This window comes from Sphingomonas sp. KR3-1 (assembly GCF_040049295.1).
In the GTDB taxonomy this organism is placed as follows: domain Bacteria; phylum Pseudomonadota; class Alphaproteobacteria; order Sphingomonadales; family Sphingomonadaceae; genus Sphingomonas.
This window is the reverse complement of the sequence record NZ_JBDZDQ010000001.1, coordinates 2,272,048-2,298,783: the sequence shown is the minus strand read 5'-3', so window position 1 is coordinate 2,298,783 and position 26,736 is coordinate 2,272,048. Positions and strand designations below refer to the sequence as shown.

General features: G+C 67.6%; 19 protein-coding genes. 9 read left to right on the top strand and 10 right to left on the bottom strand.

All coding sequences use genetic code 11. From position 1 onward, the window contains the following. Positions 1–91 precede the first annotated feature (91 nt). Positions 92–814 (bottom strand): dienelactone hydrolase family protein, encoded by a 723-nt coding sequence (locus tag ABLE38_RS11295; RefSeq protein WP_348974237.1) that lies wholly within the window; start codon positions 812–814, stop codon positions 92–94. A gap of 68 nt (positions 815–882) precedes the next feature. Here ABLE38_RS11295 and gpmA point away from each other — a divergent pair, with 68 nt between their 5' ends. From gpmA to ABLE38_RS11275, 4 genes are all read left to right on the top strand, one after another. Then, positions 883–1,569: a 2,3-diphosphoglycerate-dependent phosphoglycerate mutase gene (gpmA, locus tag ABLE38_RS11290; RefSeq protein ID WP_348974236.1), complete on the top strand. Its 687-nt coding sequence runs from the start codon at positions 883–885 to the stop codon at positions 1,567–1,569. Positions 1,570–1,812: 243 nt separating this feature from the next. Next, positions 1,813–2,268, top strand: coding sequence for a 5-(carboxyamino)imidazole ribonucleotide mutase (purE, locus tag ABLE38_RS11285; RefSeq protein WP_348974498.1), 456 nt, complete (start codon positions 1,813–1,815; stop codon positions 2,266–2,268). After that, positions 2,265–3,341 (top strand): 5-(carboxyamino)imidazole ribonucleotide synthase, encoded by a 1,077-nt coding sequence (locus ABLE38_RS11280; RefSeq protein ID WP_348974235.1) that lies wholly within the window; start codon positions 2,265–2,267, stop codon positions 3,339–3,341. The genes purE and ABLE38_RS11280 overlap by 4 nt, the downstream gene beginning before the upstream one ends. 39 nt (positions 3,342–3,380) lie before the next feature. After that, positions 3,381–3,836, top strand: coding sequence for a hypothetical protein (locus ABLE38_RS11275; protein ID WP_348974234.1), 456 nt, complete (start codon positions 3,381–3,383; stop codon positions 3,834–3,836). Between the two features lie 4 nt (positions 3,837–3,840). Here the strand turns inward: ABLE38_RS11275 and ABLE38_RS11270 are convergent, their stop codons facing one another. The 3 genes from ABLE38_RS11270 to ABLE38_RS11260 form a co-directional block, all read right to left on the bottom strand. Next, positions 3,841–4,773 carry a DUF808 domain-containing protein gene (locus ABLE38_RS11270; protein ID WP_348974233.1) on the bottom strand — a complete coding sequence of 311 codons (933 nt, stop codon included), beginning with the start codon at positions 4,771–4,773 and terminating at the stop codon, positions 3,841–3,843. Between the two features lie 396 nt (positions 4,774–5,169). Further along, entirely contained in the window at positions 5,170–5,469 is a 300-nt protein-coding gene (locus ABLE38_RS11265) for a hypothetical protein (protein ID WP_348974232.1), read from the bottom strand. 14 nt (positions 5,470–5,483) lie between these two features. After that, entirely contained in the window at positions 5,484–8,351 is a 2,868-nt protein-coding gene (locus tag ABLE38_RS11260) for a pitrilysin family protein (RefSeq protein WP_348974231.1), read from the bottom strand. A gap of 123 nt (positions 8,352–8,474) precedes the next feature. On the opposite strand from ABLE38_RS11260, the gene ABLE38_RS11255 reads away from it, so the two are divergent. Further along, a complete protein-coding gene (locus tag ABLE38_RS11255; protein ID WP_348974230.1) occupies positions 8,475–10,157 on the top strand; it encodes a M20/M25/M40 family metallo-hydrolase in 1,683 nt (560 codons plus the stop codon). A gap of 195 nt (positions 10,158–10,352) precedes the next feature. On the opposite strand, the gene ABLE38_RS11250 is transcribed toward ABLE38_RS11255, so the two are convergent. Beyond that, entirely contained in the window at positions 10,353–12,704 is a 2,352-nt protein-coding gene (locus tag ABLE38_RS11250; protein ID WP_348974229.1) for a TonB-dependent receptor, read from the bottom strand. A 264-nt stretch (positions 12,705–12,968) separates the two neighbouring features. On the opposite strand from ABLE38_RS11250, the gene clpB reads away from it, so the two are divergent. Next, positions 12,969–15,548 carry an ATP-dependent chaperone ClpB gene (clpB, locus tag ABLE38_RS11245; protein WP_348974228.1) on the top strand — a complete coding sequence of 860 codons (2,580 nt, stop codon included), beginning with the start codon at positions 12,969–12,971 and terminating at the stop codon, positions 15,546–15,548. A gap of 80 nt (positions 15,549–15,628) precedes the next feature. Here clpB and ABLE38_RS11240 read toward each other — a convergent pair whose 3' ends face one another. From ABLE38_RS11240 to xseA, 4 genes are all read right to left on the bottom strand, one after another. Further along, positions 15,629–18,556: a TonB-dependent receptor gene (locus tag ABLE38_RS11240; protein WP_348974227.1), complete on the bottom strand. Its 2,928-nt coding sequence runs from the start codon at positions 18,554–18,556 to the stop codon at positions 15,629–15,631. A gap of 266 nt (positions 18,557–18,822) precedes the next feature. Continuing rightward, positions 18,823–19,722: a M23 family metallopeptidase gene (locus ABLE38_RS11235; RefSeq protein ID WP_348974226.1), complete on the bottom strand. Its 900-nt coding sequence runs from the start codon at positions 19,720–19,722 to the stop codon at positions 18,823–18,825. After that, complete coding sequence (locus ABLE38_RS11230) at positions 19,722–19,922, bottom strand: DUF2093 domain-containing protein (protein WP_348974497.1); 201 nt, start codon at positions 19,920–19,922, stop codon at positions 19,722–19,724. The genes ABLE38_RS11235 and ABLE38_RS11230 overlap by 1 nt, the downstream gene beginning before the upstream one ends. A 28-nt stretch (positions 19,923–19,950) precedes the next feature. After that, on the bottom strand, positions 19,951–21,327 hold the full coding sequence (gene xseA, locus ABLE38_RS11225; protein ID WP_348974225.1) for an exodeoxyribonuclease VII large subunit: 1,377 nt from the start codon (positions 21,325–21,327) through the stop codon (positions 19,951–19,953). On the opposite strand from xseA, the gene purD reads away from it, so the two are divergent. After that, positions 21,326–22,588: a phosphoribosylamine--glycine ligase gene (gene purD, locus ABLE38_RS11220; protein ID WP_348974224.1), complete on the top strand. Its 1,263-nt coding sequence runs from the start codon at positions 21,326–21,328 to the stop codon at positions 22,586–22,588. The two genes, xseA and purD, sit on opposite strands and share 2 nt — an antisense overlap. Here purD and ABLE38_RS11215 read toward each other — a convergent pair. Next, positions 22,585–23,850 (bottom strand): HD-GYP domain-containing protein, encoded by a 1,266-nt coding sequence (locus ABLE38_RS11215; protein WP_348974223.1) that lies wholly within the window; start codon positions 23,848–23,850, stop codon positions 22,585–22,587. The genes purD and ABLE38_RS11215 overlap by 4 nt on opposite strands. A 220-nt stretch (positions 23,851–24,070) precedes the next feature. Here ABLE38_RS11215 and ABLE38_RS11210 point away from each other — a divergent pair, with 220 nt between their 5' ends. Beyond that, positions 24,071–25,861: a von Willebrand factor type A domain-containing protein gene (locus ABLE38_RS11210; RefSeq protein ID WP_348974222.1), complete on the top strand. Its 1,791-nt coding sequence runs from the start codon at positions 24,071–24,073 to the stop codon at positions 25,859–25,861. A 72-nt stretch (positions 25,862–25,933) separates the two neighbouring features. Beyond that, entirely contained in the window at positions 25,934–26,707 is a 774-nt protein-coding gene (locus tag ABLE38_RS11205; RefSeq protein WP_348974221.1) for a helix-hairpin-helix domain-containing protein, read from the top strand. Positions 26,708–26,736 lie beyond the last annotated feature (29 nt).

Sequence of the window (26,736 nt, the reverse complement as noted above, 5' to 3'; positions counted from 1 at the left end):
TGACCCTTATGGTAGTCGCACCTTACGGATGAATCCGGGGCTGGTGGGGTGACGATTCGTTAACCTTGTTCGGACGAATCGCCCGTCCCCCTCAGGCGAAGACCTCCTCGAGGAAATTGGTCATCGCCTGCCAGCTGCGGCGGTCCGCCTTGGGCTCGTAGACTACCCCCGGAATGGTGGAAGTCTTGCGGTCCTGGTCGGTGAAGGCGTGGCCGGCATGGCCATAGGCGTGGATCTGCCAGTCGGCGCCCGATTCGGTCAGCTCCTGCGCGAGCGCGACGGTCTTTTCGGGCGGGGCGATCGGATCTTCCCAGCCATGGCAGACAAGCAGCTTGGCCGCGATCGGATCGGCATTGGCATAGTCGGGGCGGTCATAGACGCCGTGGAACGAGACGCCGCCGAGGATCGGCAGCCCGGCGCGCGCCATGTCGAGCACGCATTTGCCGCCGAAGCAGAAGCCGATCGCAGCGACCCTGGCGGGGTCGACTCGGTCGAAGCCCTTGAGCGCGTCGAGCGACGCCGCCAGCCGATCGCGCAGCAGCGGACGGTCGGCGTTGAGCTCGGTCATGTAGACGCCGGCATCGGGGCCGTGCTGGGTGCGCTTACCCTGGCCATAGATGTCTGCGGCGAGCGCGACATAGCCGAGCTTGGCGAGGTTCTCGGCATGGACGTTGTCGGCTTCCTTCTGCCCCAGCACATTGGGCAGGACGAGCACGCCGGGGCGCAGCGTCGTCACTTCGTCCTCATAGGCGATCACGCCTTCGAACGGGCCGCCGGGGCCTTGATACACCAGAGTCTGCCGAACGATCGCCATGCGCGCTTCTCCTTGTCCCCGCCGCTCATCCCGCTAAGGACGGCACCGCCCGGTTGCAAGGAGTTCACATGCCCACGCTCGTCCTGATCCGCCACGGCCAGTCGGCCTGGAACCTCGAGAACCGCTTCACCGGCTGGTGGGACGTCGACCTCACCGAGCAGGGCGTGCAGGAAGCGCGCGACGCGGGCACGCTGATGAAGGACAAGGGGCTCGACTTCGACCTGTGCTTCACCAGCTTCCAGAGCCGCGCGATCAAGACGCTGCACCTGGCGCTCGAATCGATGGGCCGGCTGTGGCTGCCCGAGGAGAAGAGCTGGAAATTGAACGAGCGGCATTATGGCGGGCTGACCGGGCTCAACAAGGCCGAGACCGCGGCGCTGCACGGTGACGAGCAGGTGAAGATCTGGCGCCGCAGCTTCGACGTGCCGCCGCCGCTCCCCGAGGAAGGCTCGCCCTGGGACCTCGCCAAGGACGAGCGCTATCACGGCGTGGCGATCCCGCAGACCGAATCGCTCAAGGACACGATCGCGCGCGTGCTGCCCTATTGGGAAGCGACGATCGCGCCGGAGCTCAAGGCCGGCAAGCGCGTGCTGATCGCGGCGCACGGCAATTCGCTGCGCGCGCTGGTCAAGCACCTCTCGGGGATTCCCGATGACGAGATCGTCAGCCTGGAGATCCCGACCGGCCAGCCGATCGTCTATGAGCTGGACGACCAGCTGAACGCGCTGGATCGCTATTATCTGAGCGAGCGGTAACGCCAATTCCTCCCCGAGCTTGCCTCGGGGAGGGGGACCATTCGCATAGCGAATGGTGGAGGGGCAGGCGCGGGTGCGCCGGTGCCCGGCGCGCCCCTCCCCCACCGCCTTCGGCGGCGGTCCCCCTCCCCCAGCAAGCTGGGGGAGGATTTTACAAGACCGTTGCCCTCCCCGCCCTGCCTCTCTAGGAACCGCGCTTCCAACAGCGCGGGGCGATACGTGGCACCTCTGGTCGGCATCATCATGGGCAGCACCTCCGATTGGGAGACGATGCACCATGCCGCCAAGGTCCTGGACCAGCTTGGCGTGGCGCACGAGACCAAGGTGGTCAGCGCGCATCGCACTCCGCAGCGGCTCTATGATTACGCAACCGGCGCAGCGAAGCGCGGGCTCAAGGTGGTGATCGCCGGGGCCGGCGGCGCGGCGCACCTGCCGGGCATGGCCGCTTCGATGACGCATCTGCCGGTGCTCGGCGTGCCGGTGGAGTCCAAGGCGCTGAAGGGCATGGACAGCCTGCTCTCGATTGCCCAGATGCCCGGCGGCATTCCCGTCGGCACGCTGGCGATCGGCAAGGCGGGCGCGATCAATGCCGGGCTGCTCGCCGCCGCGATCCTGGCAATTTCGGACGAAGCCTTGAGCGAGCGCCTCCAGGCGTGGCGCGCGGCGCAGACCGACGGCGTGGCGACCGACCCCGAATGAGCGGCGCGCTTCCTCCCGGATCGACGATCGGCATTTTGGGCGGCGGCCAGCTCGGCCGTATGCTCGCGGTGGCCGCGGCCCAGCTCGGCTACCGCACGCACGTGCTGGCGCCCGACGAAGAGAGCGTCGCCGCGCAGACCGCCTCCAGCTACACCCGCGCCGACTATCACAGCCGCATCGTCCTCGATGAGATGGCATCGCAGTGCGACGTCGTGACCTATGAGTTCGAGAATATCGCGATCGGGCCGGTCGAGTTCCTCGCCGGCAAGGTGCCGGTGCGCCCCGGCGCGCAGAGCCTGTCGATCGCGCAGGACCGGGCGCGCGAGAAGGCGTTCGTCGCGGCGCTGGGCGGCAAGACCGCGCCCTGGGCGCTGGTCGAGACGCGCGAGCAGCTCGATGCCGCGATCGCCGAGATCGGCGCGCCGTCGATCCTGAAGACGCTGCGGCTGGGCTATGACGGCAAGGGCCAGGTGCGGATCCGCGACGCGGCGGAAGCGGCGAGCGCCTGGGAAGAGATCGGCGAGCGGCCGGCGATCCTCGAAGGCTTCGTGACGTTCAGCCACGAATTCTCGATCATCACGGTGCGCGGGGTCGATGGCGGCCTGGCGAGCTATCCGCCGCCCTGGAACGAGCACAAGGACGGCATCCTCGACAAGTCGAGCCTGCCCGCCCCCGCCGAGATCGCGCGCCACTGGACCGAGGCGGCGGCGCTGGCCGGCCGCGTCGCCGAAGCGCTCGGCCATGTCGGCGTGCTGACGCTCGAGTTCTTCGCGACCGAGGACGGCCCGGTGTTCAACGAGATGGCGCCGCGCGTGCACAATTCGGGGCACTGGACGATCGAAGGCGCCGAGTGCTCGCAGTTCGAGAACCATATCCGCGCGATCTGCGGCCTGCCGCTCGGCTCGACTTCGCTGACCGGCACGCAGGTCGAGATGGAGAATTTGATCGGCGACCAGGCGGACCGCTGGGCCGAGCTGCTCGCCGAGCCGGGCGTGCACCTTCACCTCTACGGCAAGGGCGATGCCCGGCCGGGGCGCAAAATGGGGCATGTGACGCGAGTGAAGCGCGGCTGAGCCGTTGCGAAATGCATAGCCCCGGCGGATAGTCGGGCGATGCTCCCGCTGCTCCTGCCTGCATTGCTGCTCACCGCGCCGATCGAGCGCGATCATCCGGTCACCTATCTCGCTTCGGTCTCGATCCCACTGGGGCCGGACGAACGGATCAGCGCCTTTGCGATCGAGACCTGGGGCGTGCGGTTTAAGGCAGTATGCCGCATCCCCGAGGGCTGGCGGATCAAGGCCGGCTCGAGCCTCACGCCCAATGGCAGTTTCGAAGGCGAGGCCAGCCAGGGCGTGACCTGGATCGGGCGCGCGCATATGCGCGACCTGCAGGCGCTCGTGCTGATCGAGCTGGTGGCACCCGTACATCGCAAAGAGATACACGACGCAAACGGCAGCATCCCCGCAACCTTTGCCGGCAAGGCCGTGGTCGAGACGCGGGACGACCAACGCGAAGCGAAGATCGGCGCCGACAACATCCAGCTCAGGCGCGCGGCGCGCTGCCCCTAGCGGCTCAGTGCGTCTTCTTCGGCACCAGGTGGAACGCGCCGACGATAACGCCGCCGACGATGAACCCCAGGATCGCCGAGCCGATCGCGCCGACCAGCCATTCGACCAAGCCGCCCGCCACCGGCACGGCGTGCGCCGCCTGCTCGCCGAGATGGTGGACGAAGTGCGGGATCGCGCCGAGGCCGAACGCCTCGAGCCCGTGCAGCAGGATGCCGCCGCCGACCCAGACCATCGCCGCCACGCCGATATGCGACAGCGCCTGGAGCAGTACCGGCATCGCATGGACCAGCCCGAGCCCGAGCCGCCGCGTGCCGGCGGAAGGCTTCTTGCTCAGGTGCAGGCCGATATCGTCCATCTTCACGATCAGCGCGACGACGCCGTAGACGCCGATGGTGATCGCTACCGCCACGGCCGCCAGCGCCGCGGCGCGCATCGCCAGCGAGACGCCGGGCAGCTCGGCCAGTGCTATCGCCATGATCTCGGCCGAGAGGATGAAATCGGTGCGAATCGCGCCGGTGACCTGGCGCTTCTCGAGCTCGACCGGGGTGTCGATCTCGGCGATCTCCTCCTCGGCATGATGGCCGGTGAGCGCCTCGACGATCTTCTCGACCGCCTCGAAGCAGAGATAGGAGCCGCCGAGCATCAGGATCGGAGTGACCGCCCAGGGCGCGAAGGCGCTGAGCAACAGCGCGATCGGCAGGATGAAGAGCAGCTTGTTGCGCAGCGAGCCGAGCGTGATCTTCCAGATGATCGGCAGTTCGCGATCGGGCGTGAGCCCGACGACGTAGCGCGGCGTGACCGCGGTATCGTCGATCACCACGCCCGCGGCCTTGGCGCCGGCGCGGCCCGCGGCACCCGCGACATCGTCGAGCGAGGCCGCCGCCAGCTTGGCGAGCGCGGCGACATCATCCAGCAACGCAACCAGACCGCCCGCCATGTAATCCCCTTTATGAACTGTGGTTCACGCCATAGCGGAGCAACGGCGCGGCAACAGCCCCATCTGCACGGTTTCTCCTCGCCCGCCCCATCACCGCTGCTGCGCGGCATGCGAGACGCTGGACGTCGGCTCCGGTGACGCCGTGCTGCGACCGGTTCACCGACTGCTCTGGCTGCTCTCGCGGCGGGCCGGTCTCGGAAGGTGCGGCGCCGTTTCCCGCCGGCGCCGTGCCTTGCGGAAGCGGGGCGGGACTCACCCCAGACCCGCCTCGCTTCCGCGCTTTTCTAACGTTTAGCCCCTCCCCCTCGGGGGAGGGGCTAAAGGCTTTGCCCAAACGCAAAGCGCCCGCCCCGCGCAGTGCGGGACGGGCGCTTCGTTAGCCTGTCGGCTGCGTGCTTAGGCGCGCGTGCCGGTGAGCGGGAAGGCGCCGAAGGCACCTGCCGTCACGGTGCCGGTGAGCGTGTCGCCGTCCACCGTCGCTTCGCCGGTCAGCGTCATCGGCATGGGGACCGAGACGTCCATCGACCAGGTCAGCGTGTCGCCGCTGACCTTGCCGTCCTTGGCTTCGGCATTGCCCATCGCGCCGGCAAAGGTGCCGGTGAAGGTGTCGCCGTTGCTCGCCACGGTGAACACCGCTTCCTGGTCACCCAGCGGCGACTTCACGACCGTGTTCCAGCTGCCGTCCACATTCGCCATGAGAACTCTCCTGATTAGTTGGCCGCGGGCGAGGTGCTCGCCAGCGACGCTGCGGGGACCACCTCGACGGGCAGGCCGATGCTGTCAAGCTGCGGCCGGACCTTCGCGGCGTCGCCGACGACCACGAAAACGAACTTGTTCGGGTCGAGAGCCGCGCGTGCCGCAGCGTCAAGCTGGGGTACGGTGAGCGCGCGATATTTTTGCGCGATGGTGCTGTAATAATCGTCCGGCCGGCGCCGGATGTCGTTCTGCTGCATCGCATTCAGCACGGCGTCGGAAGTTTCGTACTTGCCGGGCAGCTCGCGAGTCGAGCCGTTGACCTCGCGAGTCAGCTCCTCGTTGGTGACGCCGCGGGTGGTGAGGAAGTCCTTCACCTGCTGCTGGATCGCCTTGATCGAGTCGCCGGTCTTGTCGGCCTGGACCGGGGCGCTGATCGTGTAGGGCACGGTGTGCTCCATGAAATTATAGCCGCCGCCCGCGCCATAGGACCAGTGCTTCGCCTCGCGCAGATCCATGTTGATCCGCGAGAGGAAGCCCGAGCCGAGCGCCTGGTTGGCGGTGGCCACCGCCAGCGTGTCCGAGAAGGGATCGACCGGGGTGATCTGCGCCGCGACGATCAGCGACTGGGGCGAATTGGGGCGATCGATCAGGTAGATCTTCGGCGTGGCCGACTGGGCGGCGACGGCGAAGCTCTTGGTGCCGGCGGCACCCTCGCCCTTCCAGCCGCCGAAGCGCGCCTCGAGCGCGGCCTTGATCTCGGCGAGCGGACGATCGCTGACCACGAAGATCTTGGCCTTGTCCGGCCGGATCCATGCCTTGTGCCAGGCGACGAGATCGTCGCGGGTGATCGTCTTGACCACGGCCGGATCGCCCGAGCCGGCGCCGAGCTTCGCATAGGGGCTGCCGGCGCCGTAAAGCACGCGCGGGACCATGCGACTGGACAGCGCCTGCGGGCTGGTCAGCTCCTGCGCGATGCCGGCGAGCGTCTGGCCGCGGACGCGCTCCAGCTCGGCCGGGGCGAAGGCCGGGTGCTCGACGACATCGGCGAACAGATCGAGCGCGCCGGCGAGGTTCGGGCTCGGCGCATCGACGCTGAGATAGGTGCGATCGGCCGAGCTGCCCGAATCGATGTTCGCGCCGAGACGCTCGCGCGCTTCGGCAAAGGCCGTCGAATCGAGGCTGGTGGTGCCTTCGTCCATCATGCCCAGCGTCAGCCGCTGGGTGCCGAGTTTGGCCGAGGGATCGGCGGCGACACCGGCATCGAAGCTCATCGACACCTGGGTGACCGGCACGGCGGTGCGATTGGCATAGACCAGCTCGATCCCGTTCGAGAGCCGCGTGCGCTCGACCTTCGGGAAGACGAGGTCGCCGATGGGGGCGACCGCCGGCAGCGCGCCGCGGGTGCCCTTGACCGGCTCGGCCTTGGGACCTTCCGCCGGCGCCTTGGCGACCGGAGTCGCTTCCTGATAGGCGTCGCGCTGGCCCGGGACGACCATCACGGTGAGCGCCGGGCGGTTGAGCCACTTGTTGGCGGCTGCCGTCACCTGCGCCGGCGTGACCTTGGCGGTCGCTTCCAGCTCCTTCTTGAAGAACAGCGGATCGCCCGAGTAGAGCTCGCCCGAGGCAAGTGCGACGGCCTTGCCGCCGAAGCCGCCGACCGATTCGAGACCCGAGATGCGGCCCGAGACCTTGGTGGTGGCGACGCGCGTCACTTCGTCCGCGGTCGGGCCGTTCTTGAGCAGATCGGCGAGCACGTCGTCGAGCTGCTTGGAGACGATCGCCGGATCGGTGCCCGGCTTGACCACCGCCTGGATCGAGAAGATGCCGATCTGCGCCATCGACTGGATGCCGGCCGAGACCTGCACGGCGGTCTTTTCCTTGCGGATCAGCGCATTGTCGAGCCGCGAGCTGGCGAGGCCGCCGAGCACCGAGGCGAAGACGTCGAGCGGAGTCGCGTCCTTGTCGTTGAGGCCCGGCACTGCCCAGCTGCGCACGATCAGCGTGGCGGCGACGCTGTCCTTGATCGTCACCGTCTTGGCGGCCGGCAGCGTGGGGATCGTCACCTTGGGCAGCACGCTCTTCGGGCCGGCCGGGATGCCACCGAAATACTTCTCGACGAGCGGCTTGGCCGTCGCCGCGTCGATATCGCCGGCGAGGACGAGGATCGCGTTGTTCGGGCCGTAGTGCGAGCGGAACCAGTTCTTGACGTCGTCGAGGCTCGCCTTGTCGAGATCGGCCATCGAGCCGATGACGTTATGGCCATAGGGCGTGCTGCCGAGCAGCTGCTCGAGGATCGTGTAATAGACCAGGCCATAGGGCTGGTTGTCGCCCTGGCGCTTCTCGTTCTGGACGACGCCGCGCTGCTCGTCGAGCACGTCCTGCGTGATCGCACCGGTGAGATAGCCCATGCGGTCGCTCTCGAGGAACAGCGCGCGCTCCAGCGCCGGGCGGGGCACGGTCTCGAAATAATTGGTGCGGTCGAAGCTGGTGGTGCCGTTGAAATCGGTGGCGCCGACCTGCTTGAGCGGCTCGAAGAAATCGCCGGGCGCGTTTTCCGAGCCGTTGAACATCAGATGCTCGAACAGGTGCGCGAAGCCGGTCTTGCCGGCGGGCTCGTGCTTCGAGCCGACATCGTACCAGGTCGAGACCGCGACGATCGGCGCCTTGCGATCGGTATGGACCAGCACGCGCAGGCCGTTCTTGAGCGTGAACGCCTCGTACGGGATGTCGACGCGCTTCACGAGCTCGGCGACGGGCACCGGCTTGGCGGTCGGCACGGGTGCGGCGGCAGTGGCGGGCGCCTGCTGCGCCAGCGCGGGCGCCGCAGCACCGATGGCAAGCGCGCAGCTGGCCGCGCCGCAAAGCATCATGAACGATTTCATCTCGTGATTCCCCGAATGGCGTGATGGCCGGAGCATAACGCGGTGTATGACCTCCGCAAGTCAGTTGCGCGCGATACCAATTGCTCTAGCCTGCGGAAAACTGGGCCATTTCGGGGACATTCCATGCGCCGCACGCCGCTTCTGCTCGCACTTTCGCTTTGTCTCGCGCCGGTGGCGGCCCTGGCGCAGAGTGCGGCACCGGGCGAACCCGTATTCAGCCCGAACGAAGTGCGCGCGACGGTCGAGTTCCTCGCCGACGACTTGCTCGGCGGGCGCGACAACGGCACCGAGGGCTTCGAGATCGCAGCGCGCTACGTCTCCAGCCGCTTCGATGCGATGGGCTTCAAGCCAGGCGGCAGCCAGGGCTGGTACCAGCCGGTGAACATCGCCGAATATCTGCTCGACGCCGCCAAGCCGCCCTCGGTCACCATCGGCACCCGGAAATACCCGGCCGGCGCCGATGTGCTGCTCGGGCCGAGCCCGGTCTATGGCGACACCACCCAGACGCTCAGCGCCGACGCGGTGTTCGTCGGCTATGGCCGCGACGAGGACTATGCCGGGCTCGACGTGACCGGCAAGTTCGTCGTCACGCTGCTCGCCACGCCGCCGAACACGCTGCCCGGCAAGCTAGACAGGGCTGCGGTGGCCGGCAAGCACGGCGCGCTGGGCATGCTCTACCTGATCACCCCGGCCGATCTGAAGGGCGCCTTCCCCTGGGCACAGGCGGTCAATTACTTCCAGATGCCGCAGACCAACTGGCTGAGCCCGGACGGCTTTCCCAAGGGTGAGAATCCCGGGCTCAAGATCGGCGCCTATGTGAAGGGCGGCGCCGCCGACGCGCTGTTCAAGGGCGCGCCGATGAGCGCGGCGCAACTCTACACCGCAACGACCACGCCGGGATCGATGCCGGGCAGCTTCGCGCTCAAGCAGAAGGTGACGCTGGAGCGGACCAGCATCGTCACGCTGAAGAAGAGCGAGAATGTGATCGGCGTGCTGCCGGGATCGGACCCCAAGCTCGCCAATGAATATGTCGTGCTCTCCGCGCATCTCGACCATCTCGGCACCGATCCGGGCGCGGACGGCGAGGACAAGATCTTCAACGGCGCGATGGACAATGCCGCGGGCGTGGCGAGCATGCTCGAGGCGGCACGCGCCTTCACCCAGAGCGGCAAGCGGCCGCGGCGATCGATCCTGTTCGTCGCGCTGACCGCCGAGGAGGACGGGCTGATCGGCTCCGAATTCCTGGCGCGCTATCCGGTCACGGGCAGCGGCAAGGTGGTGGCGGACGTCAATCTCGACATGCCGATCCTGCTCTACGACTTCCAGGACGTCGTCGCGTTCGGCGCCGAGCATTCGACGCTGGGGCCGATCGTCGCGCGCGCGGCGGCGAAGATGGGCGTGACGCTGTCGCCCGACCCGATGCCCGAGGAGCAGCTGTTCCTGCGCTCGGACCATTACAGCTTCGTCAAGGCGGGCGTGCCCTCGGTGTTCCTCGTCACCGGCTTCAAGAATGGCGGCGAGAAGGCGTTCCGCGACTTCCTGGCGACCAACTACCACAAGGTCTCGGACGATCTGAAGCAGCCCTTCGACTGGCAGGCGGGGGCCAAGTTCGCCAAGATCAACTATCTGATCGCGCGCGAGATCGCCGATGCCGACCAGGAACCGCGCTGGTACGAAGGCAACAGCTTCGGCCTGCGCTTCGCCAAGGATGCGCCCAAGGCGCCGCGCCCGGCCGGCGCGCCGGCACCGGCCCCTGCCCCGGCACTGACGATCAAGGTCGCGCCTGCGCCGGCACCGAAGCAATAGCGACCCGTTCAGGACGTGTCGGCGCGATATTGCTTCGTTGCCGACAAAGCCGATGGCTTGCGCCAACAGCACCAACGCCAGCAGCATGCCTTTCTCCTTGGCCGCCAGCTAGCAACCGCGCCGCCAACGGAAAAGGCCGGAGCTCGCGCCCCGGCCTTTCCCTTCCCTCCCTGTGCTGTCCGGGAGAGGGAAGCCTTAGAACCCGGCCTTCAGCGTCACGAAGAACTGCTGCGGCGCGCCGACCATCAGCGTCTGGTTATCGCCAGAATTGCCGAAGCCGTTGGTGCCGATCGTCGAGATGTACTTCTTGTCGAACAGGTTGGTCGCATTGGCCTGGATCTCAAGCGCGTGGTCACCGAGATCGAACTTGTAGCCGAGCGTGGCATCGACCAGCACCCGGCCGTCGACCGACTGGTCGTTGGTGTAGGTGAAGTAGCGACGGCTCATGTAGTTGGCGCCGAGCCGCGCGTTGAAGCCGCCCATGTCATAGGTCAGCTCGCCCTTGAGCAGGTGCTTGGGGGCATCGACCGCGGTCTTGCCCTTGGTCGCGGCGAGCAGCGTGCCGGCGGCGTTGCGGACGTCGTCGCGATAGGTCGAGTCATTGTAGCTGTACGACACGAAGGCGCCGAAGCCGCTGCCCAGGCGCAGATCGCCGGTCGCTTCGAAGCCGAGCGAGCGGACGTCGCCGACATTCTGCAGCGTGACCGGATTGCCGACGATGCCGGCGCCGGTCGTCACGCCGAGCAGGCGGTTGCGGAAGTTGACGTAATAGCCCGCCAGCGAGCCGGTGAACGGGCCCGAGTGCAGGCGGCCGCCGAGCTCATAGGTGTCCGACTGCTCCGGCTTGAGCTTGGTCGCGCCCGAGAGCAGCGCGTTGAAGCCGGCCTGGGTGGTGGCGAACGGGCCGGTGGTCGCCGAGGCGACAAAGGCGCGGGTCACCTGGCTGAAGCCGCCGAACAGCTCGGCACCGCCGCCCAGGCGATAGTTGAAGCCCGCGGTCGGCTGGAACCAGTCGGTCACCTTGATCTCACCCGAGGCAAGGCTGCCGGCGACGTTGGGATCGGCCGCGTTCTTCACGCTGAAGCCCTTCCAGCCAAGGTTCAGCGTGAGGCCGCCGAAGCTCAGCTTGTCCTGGACGTAATACTGGAAGGTGTCGGTGGTGTAGTCATAGTCCCACTGGGTGGCGAAGGGATCGGCCTGGAAATCGAGGCTGTCGCGCGTCACCGTGGTGCGGCTCGACAGCGCGTAGAAGCGGCGGGCCTGCTGGAAGTCGTTCTTCTCGTACCAGCCGCCGACGGTCAGCTCGTTATGCTCGCCGAGCTTGCCGGTCGCGTGGCCGAACACGCCCTTGCGATCGATGTCATACTCGGTGGTGCGGATCGAGATCGGCGAGGCGCCGGCGCCCGGGCTTGGGACGTACGGCGTGTACCACAGGCCCTGGCCGTGGTTGTTGTGGTAATAGCCCTTGAGCGCGAAGCGGATCGCGCCGGTATCGCCCTCGACCCCGAACGAACCCAGCCAGTCGCGGCGCAGGCCCGCGGCGTCGTAATAGGCATCGTCCACGCTCGCGATCGGCGCCGGGAAGACCTTGCCCGCGGCGGCATTGCTCGGCGGCAGGCCGGTGATGTCCGACAGGCCGTCGGCACCCGGCGCGCCGGTGGTGTTGTTCACATTGTCGATATTGTTGGCGACATCGGCGACGCGCACCGCCAGCGCATAGTCGTTCGAGATGTTGTCCCACTTGTAGCCCAGCCGGGCGATCATGCCGAGCGACAGGTCCTGATAGTCGTTCTCGCGGCGATCCGAGTAGCTGAGCGTGCCGACGAGGCGGACGCCGTTGGCGACCGGCGCCACCAGCTTGGCATTGGCCTGGTTGGTGCGCTGCGAGCCCCAGCCCTTCCACTTGTCGAGATCCGAATAGACGTAGGACGCATAGGCCTTGACGCCGCCGCCGATGTCGCCGGTCTCGATGCGGCCGAAGATGCGCTTGGTGTTCTCGCTGCCATAGGTGCCCTCGGCATGGACGCCGAACTTGTCCGAGGGATCGCGCGAGAAGAATTCCAGCGTGCCGCCGAGATTGTTGGTCGCCTGGGTGCCGATCGCGCCGGCGCCCTGCGAGACGCGGACTTCGCCGACATTCTCGCTGGTGATCGCGCGGCTGATGTGGAGGCCGTTGACGTTGCCGTACGACGCGTCGCCGAGCGGGATGCCGTCGAGCGTGAAGCCGAGCTGGTTCTGGTTGAAGCCGCGGATCGAGATGCGCTCGGCCCATTCATAGGCGCCGAAGGGATCGGCGGCAGTGAAGTTGACGCTGGGCAGCTTCTCGATCGCCTTCAAGGGGCTGGTGCCGGCGGCGAGCTCGGCGATGTCGTTGGCGGAAAGCTGCTGGACCTGGCGGGTCTCGCCGCGGCCGATCACGACGATCTGCGTCTGGTCCGAACCTTCGTCGGCGGCAGGAACCGGGGCGACCGACTGCGCGTCCTGCGCAAAGGCGGTGCCGGAGGCCAGCAGCGAGGTGCCGGCGAGCAGAATGGAAAGCGTGCGCATTGGGCCTGTTCCCCCAGGGATTTCGCACGGGCATCATGCCCGGACCCGGCAGGCGCTAGGATTTGTGCGTTGCAGCATCGCGTAGCGGCGATGGCAGTTGCGCGACCCTGACGTTACAGGTTGCGGACACGCAACGATTGGCGGGGAATGTGCCGCTTGGCGCGGCCGCGCGCGGCACTACATTTGGCGGGAAAGCGTGACACCCGCCCCTTGTGTTGCTTTATTGCAACACTATCTCGCGGACAAGAAGCAACAGGGACGAGCATGAACCTCGAGAAATTCACCGACCGCGCCAAGGGTTTCCTCCAGTCGGCGCAGACCGTCGCGATCCGGATGAGCCATCAGCGGATTTCGCCCGAGCATATCCTGAAGGCGCTGCTCGAAGACGAGCAGGGCATGGCAAGCGGCCTGATCCAGAAGGCGGGCGGCGATGCCAAGCGCGCGCTGAGCGAGACCGACCTGGCGCTGTCGAAGATTCCCGCCGTCTCGGGCGGCGGCGCGCAGCAGACGCCGGGGCTCGACAACGACACGGTGCGCGTGCTCGACCAGGCCGAGCAGATCGCGGGCAAGGCGGGCGACAGCTTCGTCGCTGTCGAGCGGCTGCTCGTCGCGCTGGCACTCAGCCTCAACACCGCGGCGGGCAAGGCGCTGCAGGCGGCGGGCGCCAAGCCCGAGGCGCTCAACGCGGCGATCAACCAGCTGCGCGGCGGGCGCACCGCCGACACCGCCGGCGCCGAGGACCGGTATGACGCGCTCAAGAAGTTCGCGCGCGACCTGACCGAGGCGGCGCGGGCCGGCAAGCTCGATCCGGTGATCGGCCGCGACGAAGAGATCCGCCGCACGATCCAGATCCTGGCGCGGCGCACCAAGAACAATCCGGTGCTGATCGGCGAGCCCGGCGTCGGCAAGACCGCGATCGCGGAAGGGCTGGCGCTGCGCATCGCCAATGGCGACGTGCCCGACAATCTCAAGAACCGTACCTTGATGTCGCTCGACATGGGCTCGCTGATCGCCGGCGCGAAATATCGCGGCGAGTTCGAGGAGCGGCTCAAGGGCGTGCTCGACGAAGTGAAGGCCGGCGAAGGCGACATCATCCTGTTCATCGACGAGATGCACCAGCTGATCGGCGCCGGGAAGACCGAGGGCGCGATGGACGCCGGCAACCTGCTCAAGCCCGCGCTGGCGCGCGGCGAGCTCCACTGCATCGGCGCGACGACGCTCGACGAGTATCGCAAATACGTCGAGAAGGACCCGGCGCTGCAGCGGCGGTTCCAGCCGGTGTTCGTCGGCGAGCCGACGGTCGAGGACACGATCTCGATCCTGCGCGGGCTGAAGGAGAAGTACGAGCTGCACCACGGCGTGCGCATCACCGATGCCGCGCTGGTTTCGGCGGCGACGCTCTCCAACCGCTACATCACCGACCGCTTCCTGCCCGACAAGGCGATCGACCTGATGGACGAGGCGGCCTCGCGCATCCGCATGGAGGTCGAGTCCAAGCCCGAGGAGATCGAGAATCTCGATCGCCGCATCATCCAGCTCAAGATCGAGCGCGAGGCGCTGAAGAAAGAAACCGACGAAGCTTCGCGCGACCGGCTGGCGAACCTAGAAGAGGACCTCGCCAATCTCGAGCAGCAGTCCGCCGAACTGACCGGCCGCTGGCAGGCGGAGAAGGACAAGATCGCGGGCGAATCCAGGCTCAAGGAGCAGCTGGAAGCGGCCAAGATCGAGCTCGAACAGGCGCAGCGCGGCGGCGACCTCGCGAAGATGAGCGAGCTCAGCTACGGCACGATCCCGGCGCTGACCAAGCAGCTGGAAGAAGCGCAGTCGACCACCAAGGGCGCGATGCTGCGCGAGGAAGTGACCAGCGAGGACATCGCCGCGGTGGTCGCGCGCTGGACGGGCATTCCGGTCGACAAGATGCTCGAGGGCGAGCGCGAGAAGCTGCTCGCCATGGAAGAAGTGCTCGGCAAGCGGGTGATCGGCCAGGCCGATGCAGTGAAGGCCGTGTCGACCGCGGTGCGGCGTTCGCGCGCGGGCCTGCAGGATCCGAACCGGCCGCTGGGCTCGTTCCTGTTCCTGGGACCGACCGGCGTCGGCAAGACCGAGCTGACCAAGGCGCTGGCCGAGTTCCTGTTCGACGATTCCAACGCGATGGTGCGCATCGACATGAGCGAGTTCATGGAGAAGCACTCGGTCGCGCGGCTGCTCGGCGCCCCTCCCGGTTATGTCGGCTATGAGGAAGGCGGCGTGCTGACCGAGGCGGTGCGGCGGCGGCCCTATCAGGTCGTGCTGTTCGACGAAGTCGAGAAGGCGCATGGCGACGTGTTCAACGTGCTGCTCCAGGTGCTCGACGATGGCCGTCTTACCGATGGCCAGGGGCGCACGGTCGACTTCTCGAACACGATCGTGATCCTGACCTCGAACCTGGGCAGCCAGTTCCTCACCAATCTCGGCGAGGGGCAGAGCGTCGACAGCGTCGAGCCGCAGGTGATGGAAATCGTCCGCGCGCATTTCCGCCCGGAATTCCTCAACCGGCTCGACGAGATCATCCTGTTCCACCGGCTGGCCGCGGAGCACATGGCGCCGATCGTCGACATCCAGGTCGGCCGCGTGTCCAAGCTGCTGAAGGACCGCAAGATCCAGCTCGACCTGACCGACGCCGCGCGCGCCTGGCTGGGCCGGGTGGGCTATGACCCGGTCTATGGCGCGCGGCCGCTGAAACGCGCGGTGCAGCGTTACCTCCAGGATCCGCTGGCGGACCTGATCCTGCGCGGTGCGGTGAAGGACGGGTCGACGGTGAAGATCGACGAAGGCGACGGCGCGCTGGCGCTCACGGTGGCCTGACCCGCTTCAGGGCGCGGACAAGAAGAAGGGCGGCCTTCCCGGAGGAAGGCCGCCCCTTTTCGTTTGCGTCTCCGCAGGGCTTAGAACTTGAAGTTCGCGCCCGCGCGGAAGAAGCGACCGACGATGCCCGGCTGGGTGTAGGTCGGGTTGTAGTTGATGCCGGCATAGTTGGCCGGGTTGAGCGGCGCGCTGGCATCGAACAGGTTGATCACGTTCGCGTAGAAAGTGAACTGGCTGTTGACCTTGTACTGGCCGACCAGGTCGAACGTGATGAAGTGCTTGGCGTAGCAGCCGAAGTTCGGATCGCTGCCGCCATAGAGGTTGTCGGCGCAGGTCGTCGCGCCGTGGCCGACCTGGTCTTCCGCCACCGACTTGTAGCCGCTGGTGTAATAGGCCGTGCCGGTGAGCGTGAGATCGCCGATCTCGAAGCTGTTCGACCAGTTACCGCGCCAGCGCGGCGTGCCCGCACCCGATGAGGTCACGTACGGCGCCTGGGTGCCGACATAGTGATCATAGGGCGAGGTGTCGGACGGCTTGAAGTTGTACTCGAAGATCTCGGTCGCCTCGACCGAGCTCGTCCACTTGAAGCCCGGCGAGATGTTGAACTTCGCGGTGGCCGAGACATCGAGGCCCGAGGTGAGCAGCGCCGACGCGTTGGCATAAGGCGAGTTCACGATCAGCACCTTGCGGCGCGCCGTCGGGTGCTGCGGATCCGGATCGTCGAGGACGACCGAATAGCCCGCCGGCAGCGGGGTGCCGCTGTAGTAATCGTCGATGGCTTCGCCCGCGAGCGGGCCGCCGGCGATCACGTCGGTCTTCTTGATGTTGTAATAGTCGACCGTGAAGCTCAGCCAGCGGACCGGCTCGAAGATCGCACCGGCGGTGAAGCTGCGCGACTTTTCAGGCTTCAGGTTCGGGTTCGACGCGCTGTTGAAGCCCAGCGAGTAGGACTGGACATAGGCGTTGTTGCCATGCTCGGCGACGACATCCGCCGGCGGGGTCGCGCTGGTGTAGCCGATCACCGCGCCGTTGAACGACTCGGCGAAGCTCGGCGCACGGAAGCCGCGCGAATAGGTACCGCGGACTGCCAGCTGCGGGATCGGCTTGAACTTGATGCCGACCTTCGGCGAGAAGTTGTTGAACCCTTCCGAATAGTGATCGTAGCGGCCCGAACCGTTGATCTCGAGGCTCTTCAGGATCGGTGCATTGAACTCGAAGAAGGCCGCCGTGATCGTCCGCTTGCCCGACGCGGTGACCGCGTTGAGGCCGAGGAACGCCTGGTTGGCATTGGCATTCGGATTGTCGAGCGTCTCGCGACGGATCGACCCGCCGACGCCGAGCTGCAGCGCGCCGCCCGGAAGCTGGAACAGATCCTTGGTGACCACGCCCTGCGCCATCAACAGGCTCGAATTGGCCTTGGTCTCCGCCATCGGCGAAACCTGATCGCGCACCGCCTGGGTGTTCAGCGAGGGGTTGAGGAAGTTGTAGGTGCCGTTGTTGATCGCGTTCTCGAGGCCCGCGATGTTGATATAGCCCTGGTTGATGCCGTCCAGGTCGCTCTTCGCGTAGGTCGCGTCGAACGAATAGGTCCAGCCGTCACCGAACGAGCCGTTGATGCCGCCCGCGATGCGATAGAGCTTGTTGATCGTCGTCGCGGTGTTCGGGATGTCGCCGAAATTATAGGCAAGCTGCGCATCGACGCAGGTCACCGCTTCGACGCAGCCGGCGACGGCATAGGGGTTGTACGGGTTGACCGAGCCGTTGGAGAGCAGCGCCGGCAGCACGATGTTGGTCGTGTTGATCGGGTTGCGCTGGCGCGCGGTGAACGAGTTCGCGGTCGAGAAGACCTTGCTGTAGTAATAGGTGCCGGTCAGGTAGGCCTGCGCGTTGCTGCCGATGTTCGCGGTCAGCTTCGCGGTGCCGCCGTAGCGGGTCTGCTCGGGCTGGATCGTGTTGTACGGCGCGTAGTTCCACTCGCAATAGCTGCCGGTGCCGTCGGTGTGCGTGATCTGCGTGCCCGTGCACTGGCCGTTCGGGCTCAGGATGCGCGTGGCGAAGGGCAGCTGATCGGCGCCGGTCGCCGGATCGGGGATGTACTGGCCCGAGAAGATGTTGCCCGCGGTGGTCTCGCGCGCCGGACGGACGACTGCGGTGATGCCCGCGTTGCGGCCGCCGAACGCACCGAACAGCGGCGAGCCGAAGTTCAGGTTGTCGCCGCCGATCGAGGACAGGTCCTCGGTGTTGTAGGGGAAGCCGCGGTCGGCGACCGAGATCAGCGAGTCATGCTCGTACTCGCCGCTGACGTAGAAGTTGAAGCCCTTCTCGGCGAGGTCGCCGAAGCCGGCGGTGAGGCTGAGGCGCTGCTCGCCGCCATCGCCGTAGCGCGAGACGCCGCCTTCGGCGGTGCCTTCGATGCCCTTGATTTCCTTGCGCGTGATGATGTTGACCACGCCGCCGATCGCGTCCGCGCCATAGGTCGACGAGGCGCCGTCCTTCAGGACTTCGATGCGGTCGATCGTCGAGCGCTGGATCGAGTTGAGGTCGACGAACGCGCGCTGGCCGTCATCGGCATAGGGATAGTTGGTGGTGCGGATGCCGTCGATCAGCACCAGCGTCGAGTTGACCGTCAGGCCGCGCAGCGAGACGGCGGCCGAGCCCGAGCCGAAGCCCGCGGCGAACGCGGTCGGGATCGAGCCCGAATTGTCCGCCGAGATCGAGCGGATCGCATCGGCGGTGTTGGTGATGCCCTTGCTCTGCAGGTCTTCGCTGCTCAGCACGGTGACCGGCGAGGTGGTCTCGGTGTCGGTGCGGCGGAACAGCGAGCCGGTGACGACGATCGAGTTCGAATCGTCGGAGGTCTGCTGATCGGTGGTAGCCGGGGTGGACGGCGTTGCGGCAGTGCCGGACGTGGTATCCTGCGCCATAGCCGGAGTGGCGAAAAGCATACCCGCCAAAACCAGCGCGGACACCGCAGTGCCTCCGCGCAGGTTGATCTGCGTGTTCTTCATGGTGATCCCTCATTGTTCCGGAAGCGTTACTTTCGCACGCTACCGGGTTGTCTCCCCGCTTCCCTGCCCATTCGTGTGCAACTCACGTATCATGGCAGCAAAGCTTGGGGGGATCGTGGGCCGCAGCATTTGCGCTGTAAACTGCGATCCGGATGCTGCGCGCGCTTTCAAACTCACTGTAGCGAAAATGCCACATCGGCACGCATTTTATTGCGTGGCAGCGACTATTCCTGTTTCTTTATGTTGCAGCGCGACACATTTGCGCCTCAATCGGCAACCGGCATCGACCCCGCGACGAGCAACGGATCGATCCGCGCGTCGCGCCACTTGAGACTCCAGTGCAGATGCGGCCCGGTCGCGCGCCCGGTCATGCCCACCGCGCCGATCGGCTGGCCGCGCCGCACATGCTCTCCGAGCTTCACGTCGATCCGCGACAAGTGCATGAAAGCGCTGTTCAATCCCATGCCGTGATCGATCATCAGCAGATTGCCCTCGAGCGTGAAGGGCCGGGCCGCGGCGAGGATCACCACCCCGTCCGCCGGCGCCAGCACCACCGTGCCGCTGGGCCGGGCGATGTCGATCCCCGAATGATAGGATCCGGGCTCGCCGCGATAGATGCGCTGCGAGCCGAAAAGCGTGGAAATCCGCCCGACAACCGGCCAGAAAAACGGCATCTGCCGCCAACCTGCCGCATCAGTCTGCAATTTCCGCGCAGCATTGATCTGGGCGAGCTCGGCGGGGCGCAGGCGATCGAACTCGGGGCGCGGCACCGGATATTTGGGCAGCGTGTCGAGCCGGGAGATGTCCCAGGCACGCGGGGCGATCACCAGTTGCTGGCGGGCCTGGGTGCCGTTGTCGAGCGTGGCGACCAGCGTCGCCGCGGGGCCGTGATCGCGATCGAAGGCGATCAGGAAGCGCCGATCGGAGGTGAGCGGCACGGACTCGCCGTCGAGCACGAGCATGCTCGTGCCCTTGGGCGCGGTGCCGATCACCGCGCCGCCCTGGATGAACTGGCCCTGGAAGAGGAAGGGGCCGGCGACGTTGGGGGCGGTGGGGATCGGCGCCGCCTGCGCCGGCGCCAGCGTGGGCGCGGCAGCGGGCAGCAACGGGCTGGCGAGCAGGAGGAAGCCGAGGATCGAGGCGGGCAGCCGGGCAGCGAGTCCCATCAGCCGCGCATCGCCTGCATGGCGACCTCGGCGGAGGCATAGGGCTCCTGCCGCGCGACGCTCCAGTAGCGCAGCCGCTCGAGCGGCACCTTCTCGCCGGTGACCGCGCAGACGACATGATCGCCGGGCGTCAGCACGCGGAAGCCGTTCGCCATGAAATGCAGGCGCGCGGCGCGGGCGACGGGGTTCGACATCAGCATGGGCGCGGCATCCTCGACATGGACTTCCTCATAACAGGCTGGGCTGTTCGGGCTTGGGCGCATCATAGGATTTGCCGGCCGGGCGCTCAAGGCGGGCATCGACCGCGCCGTCGATGAAGTGGAGCGTCACGGCACCCGCGGCGCGCGCCGCCTCGGCGGTGCCGATCACCTTCTTCGTCCCGCGCGCCTCGACCCAGGCATAGCCCTTTTCGAGCGGACGGTTGGGGTGGACGAGATCGAGGTGGCGGCCGATCCCGTCGAGCTTCTGGCGCGCGGAAGCGAGGCGCTGGTCGAGCATCGCCGGGCGCAGCGCACCGGCAGAGCGATCGAGCACGCCGCGCGCGAGCGTGACGCGGCGTTCGAGCGCGCGATCGAGCCGGCCGCCGAGATCGTCCATCTTCTGGCGCTGGGGGCCGAGCAGCGCGTCGCGCCTGGGCAGCACGCGGACCAGCGCCGCCAGCCGCTCGCCGGCGCGCTCATGATAGCGGCGCACGCAGCGCTCGGTGCGGTGCGCGAGCGTCGCGACGGTGTGGCGCACGTCCGCCAGCACGGGCACCGCGATCTCGGCGGCGGCAGTGGGGGTCGGCGCGCGCAGGTCGGCGGCATAGTCGCAGAGACTCGTATCGGTCTCGTGGCCGACGGCGGAGATCACCGGGATGCGGCAGGCGGCAACGGCGCGGACCACGGCTTCCTCGTTGAACGCCCAGAGATCCTCGATCGAGCCGCCGCCGCGCGCGACGATCAGCAGGTCGGGGCGCGGCACCGCGCTGCCCTCCCCCAGTGCGTCGAAGCCGCGGATCGCGTTCGCCACTTCCTGCGCCGCTCCGTCGCCCTGCACCTTGACCGGCCAGACCAGCACATGGCTCGGGAAGCGATCGGCGAGGCGGTGGAGAATGTCGCGGATCACCGCGCCGGTGGGCGAGGTGATCACGCCGATCGTGCGCGGCATATAGGGCAAGGGTTGCTTGCGCTCGCGATCGAACAGGCCTTCGCCGGCCAGCTTGGCCTTCAATTTCTCGAACAGCGCCATCAGCGCGCCTTCGCCGGCGAGTTCCATCCGCTCGATGACGATCTGATATTTGCTGCGGCCCGGATAGATGGTCAGCTTGCCGGTGACGATCACCTCCAGCCCGTCCTGCGGCGCGAACGGGATCGCACTGGCGGCACCGCGCCAGATCACCCCGTCGATCACCGCGTCGGCGTCCTTAAGCGCCAGATAGGCATGGCCCGATGCCGCGCGCTTCCAACCCGAGATCTCGCCGCGCAGGCGGACATGGCCGAACTCGCCCTCGACCATGCGCTTGAGCGCCAGCGATAATTCGCTGACCGACAGCGCCGGTGCGTTGTCGCCCGGCACCGGCTCGGCTACGAGCCGCGCTGGCGTATCGGAGAAGGGGTCGCTCATGAATGTCCTATTGCTTGGCTCGGGCGGCCGCGAACATGCTCTGGCATGGAAGCTCGCACAATCGCCGCTGCTCGAACGGCTCTACGCCGCGCCGGGCAATCCGGGAATAGCCGAGCATGCCGAAATCGTGGACATCGCCGTGGGCGACCACCGCGCGATCATCGATTTCTGCCTGCGCCACTCGATCGGCTTCGTCGTGATCGGGCCCGAAGCGCCGCTGGTCGCCGGGCTGGGCGACAACCTCCGCACCATGGGTATCGCCGTGTTCGGGCCGAACAAGCTGCCGGCCCAGCTCGAAGGATCGAAGGGCTTCACCAAGGACCTGTGCGCGCGCGAGAAGATCCCGACCGCGGGCTATGTGCGCTGCGAGAGCCGCGACGGCGCGCTCGCCAGCCTCGAGGATTTCGGGCTGCCGGTGGTGATCAAGGCCGATGGCCTGGCCGCAGGCAAGGGCGTCACCGTCGCCTTCACCCATGAGGAGGCCGAGGGCGCGGTGCGCGCGATCTTCGCCGAGCCCGGCGCGAGCGTGGTGATCGAGGAATTCCTCGAGGGCGAGGAAGCCAGCCTGTTCGTGCTGACCGATGGCGAGGCGTTCGTCGCGTTCGGATCGGCGCAGGACCACAAGCGCGTCGGCGACGGCGATACCGGGCCCAATACCGGCGGCATGGGCGCCTATAGCCCCGCGCCGGTGCTCACCCCCGAACTCGAGGCCCAGGCGATCGACGAGATCGTCCGCCCGACGATCGAGGCGCTGGCGCGGATGGGCGCCCCCTATTCGGGCGTGCTCTATGCCGGGCTGATGCTGACGCCGGCCGGCCCCAAGCTGATCGAGTACAACGCGCGCTTCGGCGATCCCGAATGCCAGGTGCTGATGCTGCGCTTCGAGGGCGACCTGCTCGCGCTGATGCTCGCCGTGGCGAAGGGCGAGCTGGCGAGCCAGCCGGCGCCGGTGTTCGCGGACAAGACCGCGCTCACCGTGGTGATGGCCGCCAACGGCTATCCCGGCACGCCCGAGACCGGCGGCGCGATCCGCGGCATCGATGCGGCCGAGGCGACCGGCGCCAAGGTGTTCCATGCAGGCACGCGGATGGACGGCGACACGCTGGTGTCGAGCGGCGGGCGCGTGCTCAACGTGACGGCGCTGGGCGATACGGTGCGCGCGGCGCAGGCCGCCGCGTACGAGGCGGTGGATGCGATCGACTTCCCGACCGGCTTTTGCCGCCGCGACATCGGCTGGCGCGAGGTCGCCCGCGAGGGCTAGTGGCGGGCCGGCGCGTCCGGCGCCACCGGATGCCCCTCGATCAGCTTGCGCACCGCCGCGTCCCATTGGGTGAAGCCCCAATCGGCGGGGTTCTCGAAGCCGGTCACCACGTCGCTCACGCCCTTGAACAGGTCCTCGAGCGGAACCGAGCGGTGCGTCTGGATCGAGTGGAAGGCGCGGATCTTGCTGCGCGTGCCGTGCGTGCCGTCGGGCAGGACCACGCCGAGCCGGCCCGAGCGCAACCGCACCAGCATCCCCGTCGGCGCGACGCCGATGCTGTGGCAGAAGGCGAAGAGCAGCGCGGGATCGAAATGGCCGGTCCAGCTGTGCATCTCGGTCACCGCGCGCAGCGGCGTCCAGCGCTCCTTGTAGATCCGGTCCGAGGTGAGCGCGTCATAGACGTCGCAGATCGCGCCCATCCGTGCCGCCAGGCTGATCGCCCTGCCCTCCAGCCCGAAGGGATAGCCGGTGCCGTCCATCTTCTCGTGATGCATCAGGCAGACATCGAGCGCCTCCTGGTTCACGCCCTTGCCGCCATAGAGCATCACATGCCCGTTCTCGGGATGCTGCCGGATCAGCGCGAACTCGTCCTCGTTCAGCCGGCCGGGCTTGTTGAGCACCTCGGCGGGCACGCTCATCTTGCCGACATCGTGGAGCAGGCCGGCCAGCCCCATCGCGCGCACCTTCGCTTCGTCGAGCCCGATCTCGCGCGCCAGGTTGACCATCAGTCCGCAGACCGACACCGAGTGGAGATAGGTATATTCGTCCTTCGACTTGAGCCGCGCCATGTCGATGAACATCGCCGGGTTGCGCGCGACGCAGTCGGCGATCTCGGCGACGACCGGACCGGCCTCGTCTGCGTCGATCGGCAGGCCCTTGCCGGCATTCTCGTAGATTCCCTGAACGACGAGCCGCGCCTCGGCGATCGTGCGGCGGGCGGCCTCGCGATCCGCCTTCTGGGCATCGGGCGAGCCCTCGGCCGTCCAGGGCGACGGCGCCGCATCGGGCGTGGGGTGCTCCGCGGAGACGGGCGCGCGGATGGCAACGGGGTGCGGCGCGGTCTCGGCGGGCGCATCGGGCGCGAGGCCGCGCGAGACATCGATGATCACCGCGGGCACTTCGCTCGCATGGAGCAGCGCCAGATCGGAAGCGCGCTCGAGCAGGAACCGCGAACGCCAGAAGGGATGCGTCAGCCACGAGCCCTCGAACCCATGGATGAACATCCCAAGCTTCACTTGTCCTGGCGGAATTCGCTTCAGCAACTCGTTCTCGCAGCTCCCCGCCAAAGGTCTAGATTCGGCACCGTTTCATGCTGCTTAGGAAGCTCCGAACGCTTCGTGACGATCGACCTACGTATTTTCCGCTTTTTTATGTTTCGATATAATATATCATTCATTCATCTGGCGCTCATCTCGGGAGCGCAACAACGGGAGAAGAGGCGCGCAGCGACTCGCGCGCCGCACTCTGAAGGGGAGAGTTGCCATGTCGCGTGCCGCCTTGCTGATCGGTTGTTCCGCCCTGCTCACCACCTCCGCCGCGCCGCCGCCCCTGCCCAAGGCCGGGCCGGTCGCCGCACCGCAGGACCGGCGCTCGCCGGTGCGCTGCGTGCAGCCGGGGCAGGACCGCCATCGCCGCCACCCCGCGCCGGTCTATGCGACGACGCCCTCGCCGATCATGATGCCGACGCCCGAGCCGATGCCGATGCCGGCACCGCCGGCGCCCCCCGCCCCGGTCGTCGTCGACGGGATCGCCGCGCAGGATATCGGTGCGCTTCCCAGCCAACCGAGCGCGCAGGCGCTCAGCCGCGTCGCCGGCGTGCAGGTCACCGGCAGCCGCACTGCACCCTATGGCGCGCCGGGCAACACCGAGCGCTATGACGGCAAGGAAGTCGCGTCGATCCAGTCGGTCGCGCAGCAGCCCGTCTCCACCTTCTCGGTCGATGTCGACACCGGCGCCTATGCCAATGTCCGCCGCTTCCTGACCCGCGGCCAGGACGTGCCGGCGAGCGCGGTGCGCACCGAGGAGATGATCAACTATTTCCGCTACGACTATCCGCGCCCGACCTCGCGCGACGTGCCGTTCAGCGTGACCACCGACGTGGCGACGACGCCGTGGAACGCCGAGACGCGGCTGCTGCGCATCGGGCTGCGCGGCTATGACGTCGACGCCAAGGGCCGGCCGCCGGCGAACCTGGTGTTCCTGGTCGACGTCTCGGGATCGATGGAGGACGAGGACAAGCTGCCGCTGGTCAAGAAGGCGCTGACCCAGCTCGCCGACCGGCTGACGCCCCGCGACCGCGTGTCGATCGTCGTCTATGCCGGCGCGGCCGGCGTGGTGCTCGAGCCGACCAGCAGCAAGGAATATGTGAAGGCGGCGCTCGACTGCCTCTCGGCCGGCGGTTCGACCGCGGGCGGCGACGGCATCAAGCTCGCCTATTCGGTGGCGCGCGCCAACTATCTGCAGGGCGGGATCAACCGCATCTTCCTCGCCACCGACGGCGACTTCAACGTCGGGATCAGCGACAACAAGGCGCTGGAGGCGCTGGTCAGGAAGAACCGCGACGACGGCATCACGCTGACCACGCTCGGTTTCGGCGAGGGCAATTACAACGACGCGATGATGGAGCGCATCGCCGATGTCGGCAACGGCAACTATGCCTATATCGACAGTGCGATGGAGGCGACCAAGGTGCTCGACGACGAGCTCTCCGCCACGCTGTTCACGATCGCCAAGGACGTGAAGGTCCAGGTCGAGTTCAACCCGGCGCAGGTCAAGCAGTACCGCCTGATCGGCTATGAGAACCGCGCGCTGGCCGAGGAGGATTTCAACAACGACACGGTCGACGCCGGCGATATCGGCGCCGGGCATCAGGTGACCGCGCTCTACGAGGTCGTGCCGGCCAATGCGGCGGGCTGGACACCCGACCGGCGCTACGTTGCCAACAGGCCCGCGGCTCCGGCGAACGCGGGCGGCGAGATGGCTTTCGTCAAGCTGCGCTACAAGACGCCGGGCAGCGAGACCTCGAAGCTGATCGAGCGCGCGGTGCCGGCGAGCCTGATGCAGAGCGCCACTGCGCCGCGCGGGGACATGGCCTTCGTCACCTCGGTCGCCGCGTTCGGCCAGCATCTGCGCGGCGACAAGTACCTGGGCAGCTACAGCTACCGGCAGATCGGCGCGCTGGCGCCTGCCTCCGACAATTACTGGCGCAGCGAGTTCGGGCGCCTGGTGAAGCTTGCCGATTCGGGACACTCGGCCAAGGGGTCGAGCGATTAGCTTGTCGCGCTGCGCCGCACCACGTTATGCAGTTGCCGGGAATCGCCAACTGCATGACGGGGACAGGCGCAGATGAATACCACCGGACCGCTCTTTCACGGTGCGCCAATCTGGCTGACGCTCCCGTTCGCGCTGATCGCGGCGGGAATCGTCTTCGCGCTGCTGATCCTGTGGTGGGGCGCCCGCCTTGCCGCCCGCCGCCGCGATGCGCGCGAGGAAATCGAGGAGTATAACGAGGAGCAGTTCGCCGAGCCGCCCGCGCGCTCGATCACCCCGCCCGTCGCGCCCGCGCCTCCACCGCTTGCCGAGCCGGTGATCGCACCGCCGGCGCCGGTCGAGGCCCCCGCTCCCGAGCCCGTGGCCGAAGCGCCGGCTCCTGTGCCGGTTGCCGAACCCGCGCCGCAGCCGGTTGCGGCACCCATCGCCGAGATCGCACCGATGCCGCCCGCACCGACCGTGGAGGAAGCCCCGGCGCCCGAACCGCTTGCCGATGAGCCGATCGCCGCTGCCGCGCCGCTAGATGCGTCGCCCGCTTCGCTGGCTTCGGACCTCGCCGAGCCGGCGCACGTCGAACCAGCGCCCGTAGCGCCCGCACCGGCAGCGCCCGCAACGGACGAGCTCACCCGGATGAAGGGCGTCGGCCCGCGCCTTGCCGAGAAGCTCAACAGCGTGGGGATCACCAGCTTCGCCCAGCTGGCGGCACTGACCCCCGAAGAGGCCGATGCGCTCGACGCCAAGCTCGGCGATTTCCAGGGCCGCATCCACCGCGACCGCTGGATCGAGCAGGCAGGCTTCCTGGCGAAGCATGACATCGCCGGATTCGAGGCGGTGTTCGGGAAGCTCTAGCGCGGTGAGGCCGGGCGCCGGGCGCCCGG